The organism is Devosia sp. FKR38, from assembly GCF_005222805.1.
Lineage (GTDB): Bacteria > Pseudomonadota > Alphaproteobacteria > Rhizobiales > Devosiaceae > Devosia.
In genome coordinates this window covers 17836-34209 of sequence record NZ_STGC01000002.1, presented here as the reverse complement: position 1 = coordinate 34209, position 16374 = coordinate 17836, and the positions used below count along the sequence as shown (strand labels likewise).

14 protein-coding genes are annotated in these 16374 nt (G+C 64.1%); 7 read left to right on the top strand and 7 right to left on the bottom strand.

All coding sequences use genetic code 11. From position 1 onward, the window contains the following. Window positions 1-29: 29 nt before the first annotated feature. Complete coding sequence (locus E8M79_RS00140; RefSeq protein WP_137149906.1) at window positions 30-863, bottom strand: TIM barrel protein; 834 nt, start codon at window positions 861-863, stop codon at window positions 30-32. Between the two features lie 106 nt (window positions 864-969). After that, on the bottom strand, window positions 970-1791 hold the full coding sequence (locus E8M79_RS00135) for an amidohydrolase (RefSeq protein WP_137149905.1): 822 nt from the start codon (window positions 1789-1791) through the stop codon (window positions 970-972). 186 nt (window positions 1792-1977) lie between these two features. Here E8M79_RS00135 and E8M79_RS00130 point away from each other — a divergent pair, with 186 nt between their 5' ends. Next, window positions 1978-2709 (top strand): SDR family oxidoreductase, encoded by a 732-nt coding sequence (locus tag E8M79_RS00130; RefSeq protein WP_137149904.1) that lies wholly within the window; start codon window positions 1978-1980, stop codon window positions 2707-2709. 62 nt (window positions 2710-2771) lie between these two features. Here the strand turns inward: E8M79_RS00130 and E8M79_RS00125 are convergent, their stop codons facing one another. Further along, on the bottom strand, window positions 2772-4004 hold the full coding sequence (locus E8M79_RS00125; protein WP_137149903.1) for an aminopeptidase: 1233 nt from the start codon (window positions 4002-4004) through the stop codon (window positions 2772-2774). Window positions 4005-4156: 152 nt separating this feature from the next. Here E8M79_RS00125 and E8M79_RS18630 point away from each other — a divergent pair, with 152 nt between their 5' ends. The 3 genes from E8M79_RS18630 to E8M79_RS00115 all read left to right on the top strand — a co-directional run bounded on the left by E8M79_RS18630 (window position 4157) and on the right by E8M79_RS00115 (window position 7418). Further along, window positions 4157-4288 carry a hypothetical protein gene (locus tag E8M79_RS18630; RefSeq protein ID WP_282568090.1) on the top strand — a complete coding sequence of 44 codons (132 nt, stop codon included), beginning with the start codon at window positions 4157-4159 and terminating at the stop codon, window positions 4286-4288. Between the two features lie 80 nt (window positions 4289-4368). After that, a complete protein-coding gene (locus E8M79_RS00120) occupies window positions 4369-5262 on the top strand; it encodes a lipid kinase (protein ID WP_137149902.1) in 894 nt (297 codons plus the stop codon). Between the two features lie 347 nt (window positions 5263-5609). After that, on the top strand, window positions 5610-7418 hold the full coding sequence (locus E8M79_RS00115; RefSeq protein ID WP_137149901.1) for an ABC transporter ATP-binding protein: 1809 nt from the start codon (window positions 5610-5612) through the stop codon (window positions 7416-7418). A 56-nt stretch (window positions 7419-7474) separates the two neighbouring features. On the opposite strand, the gene E8M79_RS00110 is transcribed toward E8M79_RS00115, so the two are convergent. Continuing rightward, window positions 7475-9400 carry a methyl-accepting chemotaxis protein gene (locus E8M79_RS00110; protein WP_137149900.1) on the bottom strand — a complete coding sequence of 642 codons (1926 nt, stop codon included), beginning with the start codon at window positions 9398-9400 and terminating at the stop codon, window positions 7475-7477. A gap of 262 nt (window positions 9401-9662) precedes the next feature. Between E8M79_RS00110 and E8M79_RS00105 the strand changes: the two genes are divergently transcribed. Together E8M79_RS00105 and E8M79_RS00100 are read left to right on the top strand one after the other, a co-directional pair. Then, on the top strand, window positions 9663-10583 hold the full coding sequence (locus E8M79_RS00105; protein WP_137149899.1) for a VOC family protein: 921 nt from the start codon (window positions 9663-9665) through the stop codon (window positions 10581-10583). Window positions 10584-10674: 91 nt separating this feature from the next. Next, entirely contained in the window at window positions 10675-11220 is a 546-nt protein-coding gene (locus tag E8M79_RS00100) for a DUF924 family protein (RefSeq protein ID WP_137149898.1), read from the top strand. On the opposite strand, the gene E8M79_RS00095 is transcribed toward E8M79_RS00100, so the two are convergent. Then, on the bottom strand, window positions 11217-12140 hold the full coding sequence (locus tag E8M79_RS00095; protein ID WP_282568089.1) for a sugar kinase: 924 nt from the start codon (window positions 12138-12140) through the stop codon (window positions 11217-11219). The two genes, E8M79_RS00100 and E8M79_RS00095, sit on opposite strands and share 4 nt — an antisense overlap. Window positions 12141-12266: 126 nt before the next feature. Here E8M79_RS00095 and E8M79_RS00090 point away from each other — a divergent pair, with 126 nt between their 5' ends. Beyond that, complete coding sequence (locus E8M79_RS00090; RefSeq protein WP_137149897.1) at window positions 12267-13736, top strand: mannitol dehydrogenase family protein; 1470 nt, start codon at window positions 12267-12269, stop codon at window positions 13734-13736. A 65-nt stretch (window positions 13737-13801) separates the two neighbouring features. Here the strand turns inward: E8M79_RS00090 and E8M79_RS00085 are convergent, their stop codons facing one another. Next, window positions 13802-14965, bottom strand: a complete 1164-nt coding sequence (locus tag E8M79_RS00085) for an iron-containing alcohol dehydrogenase (RefSeq protein ID WP_137149896.1) — start codon at window positions 14963-14965, stop codon at window positions 13802-13804. After that, a complete protein-coding gene (locus E8M79_RS00080; protein WP_137149895.1) occupies window positions 14962-16344 on the bottom strand; it encodes an aldehyde dehydrogenase family protein in 1383 nt (460 codons plus the stop codon). The genes E8M79_RS00085 and E8M79_RS00080 overlap by 4 nt, the downstream gene beginning before the upstream one ends. Window positions 16345-16374: the final 30 nt, after the last annotated feature.

Genomic DNA, 16374 nt, shown 5'->3' with positions numbered 1-16374 from the left:
GATAGCTGAATATGCCGACTGGGGTTCAGCTATATTCCGAAGGACTTAATAAAGTCTCGCTCTATTGCTAAACCATTCCATTCGCCCGGAATTTCGCTATCGAAAATCAGCGTGTAGGGGCCTTTGTAGCCCGCCTCTTCTGCCAGGGCGACACAGGCGCCGAAATCGGCTTCGTCCAAATCGCCATCCAGGAAGCTCGCCTTGGCGTGGCAGAGCTCGGCGCGACCGAAGATCGACTTGAGATCGGAATACTTGTCCGGCCCGCCCCAATTGCCGAAATCGCCCAATAGGCCAACGCGCCCGTCGAGCTTGTCGAGCAGATAATGCACATGGGCGGGTTCGGCCAGAAGGTCAAACCAGTTCTCGGTGACGAGCCGCACGCTGGAGCCGGAATTGCCGTCGGCCAGCGCCGTCAGCGCCTTGACCGAACGGTCCAGCGCATCGCGCGTCGGTTTCTGCTTGCCGGCGATGATGCGCGCATTCTCGGCACCCAGCTCATTGGCCACCTCGATCCAGCCGGCAATCCAGGCCTGGTCGCGCGCGCCATGCTCGGGATGGCTGATGTCGCCGGCATCGATCAGCAGCGTCTGCAGCCGCACATTGGCGATGCGCAGCTGGTCGCGCAGCTCAGCCAGATAGATCGGATCGCGGCTGCGCATGTGGAACGAGACGATCTCGAGGCGATGATAGCCATGGTTGGCCAATACCGACGGCAGGCCGAGCAGGGATTCCTCGCCAGCGCCATAGGTCTCCTGCATCGGACCGACTTCTGAGGTCGTCAGGTCGTGCGGATAGGTTTCGCCCAGCAGGCGGTGCAATGACCAGGTGGATACGGCGATACGGTCGGGGCTGATCTGAGCCATGGCTTCGTCTCCAGTTTCGTCGCGGACATTTTCATGCCGGTTCTGCCGGTTCAACCGGTATTGTCGTTCAAACTATGGCGGCGCCTGACGAAATCAGGCTTTGGCGCTAGAGCTTGTAGATGCGTTCGGCATTGCGGTGCAGCAGCTTGGCCTGTTCGTCCGGGCTGGCCGACTGGATGATCTCACGCGTCGCATCGACCCAGCGGGTCAGCGAACCGGTCAGCATTACCACGGGATGGTCCGAACCCCAGACCACACGGTCCCAGCCGAAGCATTCGATGATGTGCTCGACATAGGGACGGATCGTGTCGACGGTCCAGTCCGCGCCGGCATAGGCCACCACTCCGGACACCTTGGCCATCATATTGGGCAGCCGCGCGATCGAGCGGATATGCTGCCGCCATGGGTCGAGCCCTTCACCGGTGATGTCGGGCACGCCGCAATGATCGAGGATAAAGGTCACGTCCGGGGCCTTTTCGGCCAGCATCTGGCCGATGGGCAGCTGGTCATGGCGCACACAGAGATCAAAGCTCAGGTCATAGTCGGGCAGGTGGCGCAGGTTTTCCACGAACAGATCGGACTGGCTGAGATCATCGGGCGCTTCATGCAGGATACGCCGCACGCCTTTGACATGGGCGTGTTCGCTCAATTGCTCGATCTGGTCGACAAAGCCCATGCTTTCCGGACGACAGGCCGCGATGGCGCCGGCAATGCGTGGCAGGGTGAGGACAAACTCGGTCTCGGCCAGCATGTCGGGGTCGGCCACATCAACCTCCATATGCAGGGCCGTCTCGATCCCCAGCGGCACAGCCTCGGCAAAATAGGACTCAACGCTCCAGGGCTTGTTGATGCTGGGACGCCGGACCAGCCAGGGATAGCTGAAGCGCTCGGGGTAGATCAGATGCAGATGGGTATCGACGATGCGCAATGAACAATCCTCACTCAGACGCCTGAACTGAGGCTAGCAGACGGACCGCGTGCTGCGACAGCCCTTGCGTGCCCCAACTGACATGTTAGTTCTTGCCAGCGTCCGGCAATTGTGGTCACGCTCACACCAAAGCGTGGCCTGCCAGCCTAGGCGCATGCACCATCAGCCAGAATACAGGATCACACCATGGCCGACCTTGCCGGCAAAATCGTCCTCATCACGGCCGCCGCCCAGGGCATCGGGCGCGCCTCTGCCGAAGCCTTTGTCAGGGCCGGCGCCAAGGTGATTGCCACCGATGTGAATGCGGCCAAGCTGGCCGAGCTCGACGGGCTGCCCAATATCACGACGCGCGTCCTCAACGTGCTATCTGCCGATGCCGTCACTCAGGCGGTGGCCGAGATTGGCCATATCGACGTGCTGTTCAACTGCGCCGGCGTGGTGCATTCCGGCACGGTGCTCGAGATGACCGATGCGGAGATGGATTTTGCCTTCGATCTCAACATCAAGGCGCAGATCCGCACCGTGCAGGCCGTGTTGCCGCAGATGCTGGCGCGCAAGGATGGCGCCATCATCAATATGGCGACCGTCGCCAGCTCGGTCAAAGGCGTGCCCAACCGCGCGGCCTATACCATTTCCAAGGCGGCCGTGATCGGCCTCACCAAGTCCATCGCCGCAGACTATACCGCCCAGGGCATCCGCGTGAATGCCATCTGCCCGGGCACGGTCGATAGTCCGTCTCTACATGAGCGTTGGCACGCCACCGGCGATTTCGAGGCGGCGCGCAAGGCCTTCATCGCCCGCCAGCCTATCGGTCGCATCGCCCAGCCCGAGGAAGTGGCCGATCTGGCCGTCTATCTGGCCGGCGCCACTTATACGACCGGGCAGATCCATATCATCGACGGCGGCTGGACGGCGTGACGACATAAGAAACGGCACGGGGCTCAGACGAGCACCCGTGCCGCTGTCTAGACCTTATGCGCCTAGTAGGCCCATTCGCCCTTGCGCATCACCGGCTCGACGCTGCCATCGGCATGCACGCCATCGATGTCGATCTTGTCGCTGCCGATCATCCAGTCGATGTGGATGTTGGAGCTGTTGCCGCCCTGGGCATTGATCTGCGCCTGGGTGAGATCCTTGCCGCCCACGAAGCAATCCGAATAGCACTGGCCCTGCGCAATGTGGCACGAGGCGTTTTCGTCGTAGAGCGTGTTGAAGAACAGGATGCCCGAGGCCGAAATCGGCGAGGAATGCGGCACCAGCGCCACTTCACCCAGGTGACGGCCACCCTCGTCGGTGTCGAGCACCTTGTTGAAGATGTCCTGTCCCTTGGAGGCCTTGAGCTCGACCAGGCGACCGCCCTCGAAGCGCGCCTGCATCTCTTCGATCAGCGTGCCATTGTGGCTGAGCGGCTTGGTGGCCGCCACATGGCCCTCGACGCGCAGGCGATGCGGCGTGGTGAACACTTCTTCGGTGGGGATATTGGGATTGCAGGTGATGCCGTTCTTGGCTTCCGACGCGCCACCCTTCCAGCGATGGCCATCGGCCAGGCCCACCGTCAGGTCGGTGCCGGGGCCAGTGTATTTCAGCGCCGAGAAGGCCTTGCCATTCAGCCAGCTCCAGCGCGCCTTGAGATTGGCATTGTGCTCGGCCCAGGCGGCAATGGGGTCGTCGACATGGACGCGGCTGGCCTTGAAGATGGCATCGGCCAGCTTGCCGACGGCAACCTCTTCGCTGTCATTGGGGAACACGAGCTTGGCCCAGGCGGCGCTGGGGTAGGAGACGATGTTCCAGTTGATGTCAAAGCCGGTGATCAGCTGCAGGGCCGGCTTATAGGCCGCCGAATTGGCGCGGTTGGCGCGGCTGACCTTGTCCGGGTCCTGGCCGGACAGCATCATGGGATTGTCGCCAGCAATGGCCAGACGCGCCGCATTGCCCTTGAAGGCCTCGGCCATGCCCGAGTAGAGCCAGCCGGCGGCCTTGTCGAAGCTCTTGTCATTGGCGTGCTTGTAGCGGGCGAGCGTGGCTTCCTCGTCGGAATAGATCGTGGTCACCAGGCCCGCGCCGGCCTTGTAGGCATGCTCGGTGATGCGGCGCACCAGCGGGGCGGCGGTGAGCGGCGCCGTCATCACCAGGTCCTGGCCCTCGGCCAGTTGCAGGCCCACCTTGATGGCAACCTGGGCGAGCTTGTCGAGCTTGATGGGATCAATGGTCATGGCGGCACTATCTCTTGGTCTTGAATCGGTTGCCGGAGCCTAGTCCCGCCGCTGCCCATGCGCCACCCGTGGCAATCGCAAAAATGTTTGACCCAGATCAAAGGCGGAGCGGCAACGCCCATGGCATGCATCGAGCAACAAAGGAGGCCGGAATGGCTGAGAATCTGCATGTGGTCGTGATCGCAATCGTGGCGTTCTTTGGTGTGTTCACCCTGGGGCTGGCCTATGCCCAGTGGCAGACCCGCAATATCCCGGTCTATCGCAAGAACCCGCCAACCCCTTGACTTCACCTTGATGCAGCGTTGTCTTGAGACCGCCTTAGTGCTCCGCCATTGCGGTGGCCAGCACTTGAGACCGGATCATCATGACAGACGCACCCAGTCCATCCCGCCGGCGCGCCCTGATGCTGGTCAATCCCAATTCGCGCCGGGGCGGAACTGCCCTTGATTCCGTCATAGAGCGCCTGCGGGCTGGCGGCGTGGATGTGCTCATCGAGCAGCTCGGCGCACCCCAGGAGGTGCCGGCCCAGATCGTGGCGCTGCGCGACCAGGCCGATCTGGTGATTGTCTGTGGCGGTGACGGCACGCTCAATGCGGCGGCCGGCGGCGTGGTCAAGACGGGCCTGCCCATGGCCATCCTGCCCATGGGCACGGCCAATGACCTGGCGCGTACCCTGGGCATTCCCGAGAACCTCGAGCTTGCTGCCGACATCATCATTGCCGGCCGCCAGACGCGCATTGACCTGGGCGAGGTCAATGGCCATCCGTTCTTCAACGTCGCCAGCCTGGGCCTCTCGGTCGATCTGGCCCGAGGCCTGACCCCTGAGGTCAAACGCCGCTGGGGCAAGCTGGGTTATGCCCTGGCCGCCTTCAAGGTGCTGCGCCAGGCCAAGCGTTTCCGCGCGGAAATCATCAGCGAAACCGGGCGTGTCCGCACGCGCACGTTGCAGATCGCTGTGGGCAATGGCGTGCACTATGGCGGCGGGACGGTGATCCAGGCCGATGCCACCATCCACGACGGTCGCCTCGATCTCTATAGCCTCGAGCTGCGCAATGTCTGGAAGTTCGGCCTGATGCTGGGCGCCTTCCGCCGCGGCCAGCATGGCCTGTGGGACGAGGTGCGCACAGACCAGGGGACGGATTTCGAGATCCGCACGATCCGGCCCATGCCGATCAATACCGACGGCGACATCGTCACCCATACACCGGCCCGCTTCACCGTTCATCCTAGTGCAGTATCGGTCTTCGTGCCCGAATAGGCCATGTGACCCGGGCGCTGATGTGCCTGTGGCTTTTTCGCATCACTTGCCGGGCCGGTTGCTGCGCGTCGCTTGGCAAAGCGGACCGCTTTGCGTACAGCTTGCACACCGCTTCAGATCAAACACAGGGAGGCGTTGTATGACAGTGACATTCATCGATCTCCCAGCGGGCAAGTTTCTGGCTTAGCCACTTGCCCCCCGCGGCCCGCCACATTGGCCTGCCGCACGCGGTCTTCTCACCACAGCCCATTGTGATCTGACGGGACAGTTTCGCCCCGTTCCGGCTGTGTCTTTCACCCGATGCTTTTGAGGGCCGGCCACCGGATAACGGCGCCGGGATAGCCATAATGAGTCGCAAGAAACTCGATTTCCGCGCCGACGCGTTCCGCGATGTGCTCGGTTACACCTTCCGTCACTGGGGCAAGCAGCCCTGGCGGGCGGCCGCGATCGCCCTGACGGTTCTGATCACCACGCTGGCGGAAGCCTTCAGCCCGATCTTTGCCGGGCGCCTGGTCGATGCTGTTGCCGGAGGCAGCGGCACCGACGAGGCCAACTGGCAGCCGGCCGTCACGGCCTTTGCCATCATGGTCACGCTGTTCATCGCCTCAGTCGTGCTGCGCCAGCTGGTGTTTCTGAACCTGATCACCTTCACGCTCCGCATGATGAAGGACGTTATCGCAGACGCCTTCCATCGCGTGCAGCGGTTCTCGACCGACTGGCACGCCAACAGCTTTGCCGGCTCGACCGTGCGCAAGATCACGCGCGGCTCCGGCGCGCTCGACCTGCTCAACGACACGCTGCTGATTGCCCTCTGGCCCTCCATCGTCATGCTGGTGGGCGCCACGGTGATCCTGGGGTCGGTCTGGCCGGTGATGGGCCTCGTGGTCGGCCTGGGCTCGCTGATCTATGTGGGGCTGACCCTGTGGATGCAGGTGGGCTTTGTCGCCCCGGCCGGCACCCTGGCCAATGCCTGGGACACCCGCATGGGCGGCGCCCTGGCCGATGCTGTCAGCTGCAATTCGGTGGTCAAGGCCTTTGGCGCCGAGACGCGCGAAGAGGCCATTCTCGAGCGTGTTGTGGGCAAATGGCGCAAGCGCACCCGCCGGCTGTGGCAGCGCGGCACGCTGAGCGGCGGCGCGCATGGCCTGATGCTGGGCGTCATGCAGGCGTCCATCCTGGGCACCGCACTGCTGTTGTGGCGTCAGGGCCTGGCGACGCCGGGCGACATCACCTTTGTGCTGTCCATGTTCTTCGTGTTGCAGGGACACCTGCGCGATGTGGCCCAGCACATCCGCAACCTGCAGCGCTCGGTCAACGACATGGAAGAGCTGGTGGCGCTCGACAGCCAGAAGCTCGGCATCGAGGACAAGCCCGGCGCCAAGCCGATCCGTATCACCGACGGCGCCATCGCCTTCGATCGGGTGACGTTCCAATATGGTTCGCACCCCACGCCGCTCTACAAGGATTTCTCGGTGCGTATCGCGCCGGGCGAACGCGTGGGCCTGGTGGGGCACTCGGGCTCGGGCAAGACGACATTCGTCAAGCTCATCCAGCGTCTCTATGACGTCAACGATGGCCAGATCACCATCGATGGTCAGGACATCTCGGGGGTCCAGCAGGCCAGCCTGCGCGGCCAGATCGCCATCGTGCAGCAGGAGCCCATCCTGTTCCACCGCACACTGGCCGAGAACATTGCCTATGCCCGTCCTGGCGCCACCCGCGCCGAGATCGAGCAGGCGGCGGTGCAGGCCAATGCGCATCACTTCATCGTCGATCTGCCCAAGGGCTATGAGACGCTGGTGGGCGAACGCGGCGTCAAGCTCTCGGGTGGCGAGCGGCAGCGCATCGCCATCGCCCGGGCCTTCCTGGCCGATGCCCGCGTGCTGATCCTGGACGAGGCGACCTCGAGCCTGGACAGCGAGAGCGAGGTGCAGATCCAGCAGGCCATGGAACGGCTGATGGTGGGCCGCACCACGCTGGTGATTGCCCATCGTCTGTCCACGGTGCGGGCGCTCGACCGCCTGCTGGTGTTCGACCATGGCCGCATCGTCGAGGAGGGGGATCATGCCTCCTTGATCGGCTTGCCAGATGGCATCTATCGCCGGCTCTTCGAGCGCCAGGCGCTCGAGCTGACCAAGGGCCTGCAGATCGCCTGAAACAGAAACGCCGGGGCAGGGCCCCGGCGTTCTGCTTTTTTCCAGAGGTCGATGACTTAGGCGGCGCGGGAATAGCCGCGGCGGCTGCCACCGGCGTCGCTGACCTTGAAGATCTCCACGATCGCATCGAGCTGAGTGGCCTGGTTCTCGGTCTGCTCGATGGCCGCGTTCATTTCCTCGACCAGGGCGGCATTGTGCTGGGTCATCTCGTCCATCTGGCGGACGGCAATGCTGACCTCGGTGATGCCGGTGGACTGTTCCTGGCTGTCGCGGGCAATGCCCACCATCAGCGTCGAGCTGGCCCGCACGCCTTCGAGCATGCCGTTGAGGCGCTCGGCCGCATCGGCCACCAGGCGGCTGCCATCGCTGACTTCACGAGCGCTCTCCTCGATCAGCAGCTTGACGTCAGCCGAGGCGGAGGCTGCCGATTGGGCCAGGCGCCGCACTTCTACGGCCACCACCGCAAAGCCCTTCCCGGCGTCGCCGGCACGCGCTGCTTCCACCGAGGCATTCAGCGCCAGCAGATTGGTCTGGAAGGCGATGTCGTCGATCAGCCCGATGATGTTGGAGATCTTGGATGAGGACGTGGTGATCCGTTCCATGGCGCCGGTTGCCTTGGCCATGACCTCGCCGCCCTGTTCGGCCGATACGGTCACGCGGGTGGCATTCCCATTGGCATCCTGGGCGCGCTGGGCATTTTCCATCACTGTCGAGGCCAGAGTTTCCATGGCGGCCGAGGTTTCCTCGATGGTGGCGGCCTGGCGGGTGGTGCGTTCGCTCAGGTCATTGGCGCCGGCCAGGATCTCGCTGGTCGCCGTCTTGAGCGAGCGCGAGGTGCTGCGCAGCTGCGAGACGATGTCAGCCAGCTTCTCGGCCACGGCATTGGTATTGTCCTTGAGGGCGCCGAAGGCACCCTCGTAGTGACCGGTGACGCGGTGCGTCAGATCGGTATTGGCGATGGCCGACAGCACGGTGCCGGTCTCGGCCAGGCCGCGGTCGACGGTCTCGACCAGGCCATTGACGCTGGCGGCCAGGCCATTGAGCTCGACATCGCTGAAATCGGTCGGCACGCGCTGGCTGAAATTGCCGGCGCTGGCAGCCTTCATCACTGAGGCCAGTTCGGCCTGCAGCAAGGCCATCATGTCTGCCCGTTCCACGATGGCCAGGTTGTGGGCGGCCTCTTCGGCGCTGAGGGCAGCAACGCGCTTGGCGTTCTGGCGGAACACTTCCACGGCGCGGGCCATGGCCCCGATCTCATCCTTGGCATCGGCATTGGGGATGTCGACGTCGAGCTTGCCATTTGCCAGTTCACTCATGGTGACTGTCAGGCCGCGCACCGGATTGACGATGCTGCGGCGGCCCACCAGCATGCTGACCGCAATGCCCAACACAATGCCCACGCCGGCCGAAATGGCCAGGGTCAGCATGGCCGTGAAGGCCGAGTTCTCGGCAGCTTCGCGCATGCTGGCCATCAGTTCACCAGAATAGGCGCTGTAGACCTTGATGGTGTCGGTCACCACCTTCTGGGCATCAAGCGCTTCGGCCAGGGCAACGTCCAGCGCCGCCGGATCGAAGGGCTGCGCTGCCGCAACGTCAAGCATGGTATTGATCTTGGCGAAGTAGGCATCCATCGCGGGCTTGACGGCGGCGAGCTGGTCCAGCTCGGTCGCATCGGCAGCCGCCTCAATGATGGGGAAACGGGCCTTCATCTCGGTCATGCGACCATTGGCCTGGGTAACGAAGTCAGCAACGGCGTCGGGCTTGAGCACGAGCTGATAGGTCATGCGGCTGATGGCCACCACGTCCATGCGCAGGTCCATGGCTTCGCGGGCGGCCACTTCCTTCTGGCCGACTTGGTTCATCACGGCGCTGAGCGAGCCCAGCTCGCGCCAGGCGATGCCGGCAATGGCAGTGGCGACCAAGCCCATCAGCAGGACGGTCAGGATCAGCTTGTGCAGAATGGGGAGGTTCTTGATCGACATGGGAAAAGTTCCGGCGGTCAACTGGCGTGCGCAGCACGGGTGAAACTGTCCACTACTAGGTACAAAACTGCTTAAATTTGCATGAAATTGCTTCCTTTCCAGCAGTTAAGCATGGCTCCCATGTTGTTTTGGTGGGGCTGAAATGCTGTTTGCTGTGCTGCATTGGCAAGCATTCGCCGAACGATGACTTCGTCGCAGTTGGCGTAGTGAAGGGGCGGTCTGCGGCCTATATCGGGTCCAACAGACACTTGAGGAATTCGCTATGATCGATGCCTCCGTTCAGACCAATGTCAAATCCGCGCCGCTGATCCCCCTCACCACCAAGCTCGGGCCGGTGCATCTGGCCGTGACCGACCGCGCCAAGGCTCTGGCCATATGGCAGGACGTGGTCGGGCTCGACCTGATTGCCGAGACCGGCAATGTGCTAACTCTGGGCGCCGGCGGCCTGCCGCTGATCGTGCTCGAGACCGGCGCCATCCGTCCGGTGGTGCCGCGCAGCATCGGGCTCTACCACCTGGCCATCCATGTGCCCAAGCGGGTCGACCTGGCCCAGTTCGCCGTGCGGGCGCTGCAGCGCAATGTGCGCATCTCGCCCACCGACCATCTGGTGAGCGAGGCCATCTATCTGTGGGACCTCGACGGCAATGGCATCGAGATCACCTTCGAGACTCCATGGCGCGGCACGCTGGGAGACCCCGACAAGGGCCAGACCTATGCGGTGACGGCCGATGGCAAGCCGCATTCCGGCCGCGAGCCAATCGATCTCGATGGCCTGCTGGCTGAACTGGGCGACAACCCGACCGTGGCCGCCCGTATGCCCAAGGGCACCCGCATTGGTCACGTGCATGTCCATGTCAACGACCTGGCCCAGGCGATGGGCTTCTATCGCGACGTCATCGGCTTTGCCGGCTTCCTGATGATCCACTCCTTCGGCATGGGCGATGTCGGGCTCGACTACATGCCGCATTCGCTGGCGTTCAACATATGGTCCGGCCCCAATGCGACGCTGCCGCCGGCCGGCTCGGCCGGGCTGCGTTGGTTCACCATTGTTGTGCCCGACGATAGTGTCCTCGACGCCATTCGCAGGCGCCTCGCCGCGGCCGGCGCCACCGTTGATCCGCTGGCCAATGGCATCGAGACGCGCGACCCCTTCGGCAACCGCCTGCAACTGCTGGTCGGCTGAGCGCCCGGGTTCACAGCAGCGCCCTGGCCGGGCTAGTCTGGCCCGGGGGGCGCCCTTTGGTATGGCGCTATCGCCTTGAGGGAGAACGCCCATGCAAACGCCGGACGCCATCATGGACTTCTGGTTTGTCGCGCATGGCCAGGATGACTGGTTCAGCGGCGACGCGGCTTTTGACGCCCGGATTGCCGAGCGCTTTGCCCTCACCCATCGTCAGGTTGCCGCAGGCGAAGCCTGGACGTGGCGGGTAACGCCCCAGGGGCGGCTGGCCGAGATCATCGTGCTCGACCAGTTCAGCCGCCAGCTGTACCGCGGCTCTGCCACAGCCTTCGCTCGGGACTGTATGGCGCTGGCCCTGGCACAGGAAGCCATTGCCGCCAAGGCTGACGCTGACCTGAGCAGCGACCAGCGCATGTTCCTCTACATGCCCTTCATGCACTCCGAATCGCTGGTGATTCAGGACGAGGGCGTCCGATTGTTCGCTGCCAATGGCGACGACAAAGCCCTCGATTTCATGTTCAAGCACCGCGATTGCGTGGCCCGGTTCGGACGCTTCCCCAAGCGCAATGCTGCCCTCGGGCGCACCAGCACGCCCGAGGAGCAGGCCTATATTGAAGACATCGGCGACCGCATGTTCTAGCGGCGTGCGGACCCCAGCAGTGCCGGATCGACCAGCGCGCCCTTCTGCCCGATCACCACGCCGGCCACCGCATGGGCGGCTTCTGCCGCCGCCTGCAGCGATTGCCCGGCCAGGCGCGCCGAGAGATAGGCGCCATTGAAACTGTCGCCGGCCCCGGTGGCATCCACGACCTTGGCGCCGGGCTTGGGGCCGACCTTGACCCGCTCGTGTGCGGTGGCGATCACGGCCTCGCCGGCGCCGTCCTTGACCACGACTTCCTCGACGCCCAGTTCGAGATAGCGGTCCGCCGTTTCATCCGCATTGGCGTCACCAAACAATGGCGCTTCGTCACCATGTGTTGGCAGAACGACATCACAAAGTGTGGCAACTGCTGTCAGTACAGAGGTCATCACGCGCGGGCTGGTCCACAGCGCCGGGCGGATATTGGTATCAAAGACGATGCGGGCGCCGGCATCGCGAGCCCGCACGATGGCCCCCAGCAGCCGCCCCCGGGCGCGCGGCGCCAGGATGGCCAGCGTGATGCCGGAGAAGTACACCATGCTCGCGCCCTTGACCGCAGCGTTGAGCGCATCCTTGTCATCGGCCAGCAACTTGGCCGCCGAGGTGTCGCGCCAATAGGTGAACTGGCGGTCGCCATCCTGCTGGTGGATCATATAGAGCCCCGGCCGGCGGCCCGGCACGGTATGGATATGGCTGGTGCCGATATCATTGGCATCGAGAAAGGCGCGGATGTCGGCGGAATATTTGTCCTCGCCCAGGCCGGTGAAATAATCGACCGACCAATCCTTGCCCAGCAGCGCCCGCATATACCAGGCTGTGTTGAGCGTGTCCCCGGCATAGCCAAGGCGATAGAGGCGATCTTCGCCACCGCTCATCTCGATCATGCATTCGCCAATGCTGACAAAGCGCTGCTGTACCAAAATCCTTGCCCTCCGGAACCTGCTTGAGGTCTATGCGGCCAAAGCCGATTTGGCCACACGCTACTCGCTTCCATACAAGATCGGAAGGCACTATGGTGCGCCCGATTGCATCCGCTGGAGACTGCCATGCCGCGCCTGAGTGCCGCCACCCTTGCCAAAGTACCCGCCGGCGTCCGGCTGCCCGACTATGACCGCAGCGCCGTGACCGCGGGCATTGTCCACCTGGGCATTGGCGCTTTCCATCGCGCGCATATGGCCGTCTATGTCGATGACCTGCTCAAGGACAATCCGGACTGGGCCATTGTGGGCGCCAGCCTGCGCCGCCCCGACACCAAGGAGGCGCTCGAGCCGCAGGACGGGCTGTACACGATTGCGATCCGCGACGCTTCGGGCACGCGGCCGCGAGTCATTGGCTCGATCCTCAAGGTGCTCGATGCCAACACCCAGCGCGAAGAGCTGCTGGCGCTGATGGCCAGCCCGCAGATCCGCATCGTCTCGCTGACCGTGACCGAAAAGGGCTATTGCCACGATCCGGCGACGGGTGAGCTGGACCAGGGCCATCCCGATATCGCCCATGACCTGGCCAATCCCACCGCGCCGCGCTCGGCGCCCGGCATGCTGGTGGAGGCCCTGGCGCGCCGCAAGGCCGCCGGCATCGCCCCCTTTGCGGTGATGAGCTGCGACAACCTGCCGTCCAATGGCGCGACGGTCAAACGCATCGTTACCCGCTTTGCCGCTCTGCGCGAAACCGCACTGGGTGCCTTTGTGGCCGACGTGGCCTTCCCCGGCACCATGGTGGATCGCATCGTGCCCTCGACCACTGATGCCGACCGCGAGACCGTGGCCACGCTGATCGGCGCCCAGGATGCCTGGCCGATCATGACTGAGCCCTTCACCCAATGGGTGATCGAGGACCATTTCCCCCAGGGCCGCCCGCCCTTTGAAAAGGCCGGCGCCCAAATGGTGGCCGATGTCGAACCCTTCGAGCGCATGAAGCTGCGCATGCTCAATGGCAGCCATTCCACCATGGCCTATCTCGGCTATCTGGCCGGCTATGAGTATATCTCCGACGTCATGGCCGACGCCGACTTCGTCAAGCTGATCCACGGGCTGATGACCGAGGAGGCCATGCCGACCCTGGACATGCCGGGCGTCGACCTGGGCGCCTATCGCGACGAACTGCTGGCCCGTTTCCGCAATCCGGCGCTCAAGCACCGCACCTGGCAGATCGCCATGGACGGCAGCCAGAAGCTGCCGCAGCGCCTGCTCGGCACCATCCGCGAGCGCCTCAAGGCCGGCCAGCCGTTCGAGCGGCTCGGCCTGGGGGTCGCCGCCTGGATGCGCTATGTCACCGGCATCGACGAAAAGGGCGAGAATATCGACGTCCGCGATCCGCTGGCCATGCGCATGATGGCCATCGCCGCCGAGGCCGGTGATGACGCCGAGGCGCTCTATGTCGGCCTGGCTGGTCTGACCGAAGTGTTCGGCACCGATCTGGCCGACAACCAGACCTTTGGCGAGACTGTCGCCACCCATCTCGACGACCTGTTCGAAATGGGCGTCAAGGAAACGGTCGCCGAACTGGTCGCCCGCTAGCGTGATGGACGCTGCCCTTCCCCGACTTGGGGGAGGGCCTCTCTGCATCGGATGCGCCCAGCAGGCTAGACGCGGCCCTCCATGGCCCGGTCGAAGATCTCTAGCGCCAGCGCGCGGGTAAGCTTGACCGGATTGCCGCCTGCGGTGGGATCGACAATGGCCATGTCACCGATCAGCTCGCGCTTGCTGGCATCAACCTTGAACTCAGCCAGGGTGTGCGGAACATTGAGCCGCAGGCGCAGACCGATGACGGCATGCTGGAAGGCCTCGAAGGTTGGGGCCAGACCCAGATAGGCCGAAAGCCGGGCGATGCGCGCCTCGATGGCCGATTTGTTGACGGCCAGCACATAGGGCATGAACACGGCATTGGTCATGCCGTGGTGGGTGTCATAGAGCGCACCAACCGGGTGGCTCAGCGCGTGGATGGCGCCGAGCCCTTTCTGGAAGGCCGTCGCGCCCATGGCGGCCGCGCTCATCATATGGCCGCGGGCCTCGACGTCACCGGGATTGGCGACAACCTTGGGCAGGTTCTCCATGACCAGGCGGATGCCTTCCACGGCAATGCCGTCGGCGAGCGGATGATAACCGGGCGCGCAATAGGCCTCCAGGCAATGGGCCAGCGCGTCCATGCCGGTGCCGATGGTGATCATGGCGGGCATGCCAACGGTGAGCTCGGGGTCGGCAATGACCACCTTGGGCATCATCAGGGGGTGGAAGATCACCTTCTTGGTATGGGTGGTCTCATCGGTGATGACGCCGGCGCGGCCCACTTCCGAGCCGGTGCCGGCCGTGGTCGGAACGGCGACGATGGGGAAGATGCCCTTGGGGTCGGCGCGGGTCCACCAGTCGCCAATGTCCTCGAAATCCCACATCGGCCGGGTCTGGCCGGCCATGAAGGCGATGACCTTGCCCACATCGAGCCCCGAGCCGCCGCCAAAGGCGATGACGCCATCGTGGCCACCCTCGCGCAGCACCTTGATGCCGGCCTCGACATTGGCCGAGATCGGGTTGGGCTTGACGTCAGCGAAGACGCCCACGGCAAAGCCAGCGGCCTTGAGCAGGGCGATGGTGTTCTGCGTCACCGGCAGATTGACCAGCCCGGCGTCGGTGACCAGCAGCGGCCGGCTGATCCCGGCGGTCTTGAGCGCGTCGGGCAGTTCGGCAATGCGCCCGGGGCCAAACTTGATGGCGGTGGGATAGTTCCAGTTGGCTTTGGTCATGTCGGTCACACCCGCTTCAAGTGATAGGATTTTGGCTGCGTCAGATTGGCATAGCCGATTTCGCTCAGCGCGCCGCCCTTGCCAGTGTCCTTGACCCCGGTCCAGACCAGCGCCGGGTCAAGATAGTCGCAGCGATTGGCAAATACGGTCCCGGTTTCGACCTGGGCGCCGAGTCGCGCTGCGGCATCGAGATCCTGCGTCCAGATTGAGGCGGTCAGGCCATAGGGGCTGTCGTTCATCAGCGTGATGGCTTCGGCATCGTCGGCCACCTTCATGATGCCGACGACCGGCCCGAAGCTCTCCTCGCGCATGACACTCATCTGGTGGTTGACGCCGGTCAGCACCTCAGGCGCCAGATAGGGCGAGCCAGCCTTGTCCAGCGCGTGCCGTGTGTTGAGGTGGCGCGTTGCACCGCCGCGAACGGCTTCCTCGGTCTGCTGGCGCACATGATCGGCAAAGTTGCCGCGCGCCATGGGGCCGACGATGGTGTCGGGGTCGCGCGGATCGCCCAGCGTCCAGCCCTTGGCGGTCTCAATGAAGCGTTCGACAAAGCCATCATAGATGCTCGCGTGCACATAGATGCGCTCGACGCCGCAGCAGGACTGGCCCGAATTAAAGAACGAGCCATCGACCAGGTTTTCGACCGCATTGTCGAGATTGGCGTCTTCGCGGACATAGGCGGGATCCTTGCCGCCCAGCTCGAGGCCCAGCGTGGCAAAGGTGCCCGCCGCCGCCTTTTCGATGCGCCGGCCGCCCTCGACCGAGCCGGTGAAATTGATGTGGTCGATCTGCCCGGAGGCAATGAGCTTCTCGGTGTCGGCATGGCCGAGCACCAGGTTCTGGAACAGGCCCGCCGGCAACCCGGCGCTTTCGGCCGCCATGGCGAAGCGCTCGCCGGCCAGCAGCGTCTGGCTGGCATGCTTGAGGATCACCGCATTGCCGGCCATCAGCCCGGGAATGATCGAATTGACCGCCGTCAGGAACGGATAGTTCCACGGCGCAATCGCCATGACCGTGCCCAGTGGCTCCCGGGTGATGGAGCGGACAAAGCCTTCCTTGGGCGGCAGCTGCAGCGGCGCCAGCGCCGTCGAAGCCAAATCGATCATATAGCGGCTGCGTTCCTCGACGCCGCGCTTTTCCCCGCCAAAGCGGATCGGGCGGCCCATCTGCCAGGCCAGTTCGGGCACGATCTCGTCATTCATCAGCAGCAGGGCATCGACGAAATGGCTGATGATCTTGGCGCGCTCGGGCAGGGTGGTCGCGCCCCAGGCCCGGCGCGCCGCCTTGGCCCGCGCCACGGCGCTCTCGATTTCGGCGCTACCGGCCAACGGACGCTCGGCATAGACGCTGCCGTCGATAGGGGAGATGATTTTTACGGTGTCAGTCATAGGTTCCGAACTCGTCCTGCCCTCAGTGTC

What these genes read in the sequence shown, in the direction of transcription:
- E8M79_RS00140 (WP_137149906.1), bottom strand. Translation starts at nt 863, where the DNA reads ATGGCTCAGATCAGCCCCGACCGTATCGCCGTATCCACCTGGTCATTG.
- E8M79_RS00130 (WP_137149904.1), top strand. Translation starts at nt 1,978, where the DNA reads ATGGCCGACCTTGCCGGCAAAATCGTCCTCATCACGGCCGCCGCCCAG.
- E8M79_RS00125 (WP_137149903.1), bottom strand. Translation starts at nt 4,004, where the DNA reads ATGACCATTGATCCCATCAAGCTCGACAAGCTCGCCCAGGTTGCCATC.
- E8M79_RS18630 (WP_282568090.1), top strand. Translation starts at nt 4,157, where the DNA reads ATGGCTGAGAATCTGCATGTGGTCGTGATCGCAATCGTGGCGTTCTTT.
- E8M79_RS00120 (WP_137149902.1), top strand. Translation starts at nt 4,369, where the DNA reads ATGACAGACGCACCCAGTCCATCCCGCCGGCGCGCCCTGATGCTGGTC.
- E8M79_RS00115 (WP_137149901.1), top strand. Translation starts at nt 5,610, where the DNA reads ATGAGTCGCAAGAAACTCGATTTCCGCGCCGACGCGTTCCGCGATGTG.
- E8M79_RS00110 (WP_137149900.1), bottom strand. Translation starts at nt 9,400, where the DNA reads ATGTCGATCAAGAACCTCCCCATTCTGCACAAGCTGATCCTGACCGTC.
- E8M79_RS00105 (WP_137149899.1), top strand. Translation starts at nt 9,663, where the DNA reads ATGATCGATGCCTCCGTTCAGACCAATGTCAAATCCGCGCCGCTGATC.
- E8M79_RS00100 (WP_137149898.1), top strand. Translation starts at nt 10,675, where the DNA reads ATGCAAACGCCGGACGCCATCATGGACTTCTGGTTTGTCGCGCATGGC.
- E8M79_RS00090 (WP_137149897.1), top strand. Translation starts at nt 12,267, where the DNA reads ATGCCGCGCCTGAGTGCCGCCACCCTTGCCAAAGTACCCGCCGGCGTC.
- E8M79_RS00080 (WP_137149895.1), bottom strand. Translation starts at nt 16,344, where the DNA reads ATGACTGACACCGTAAAAATCATCTCCCCTATCGACGGCAGCGTCTAT.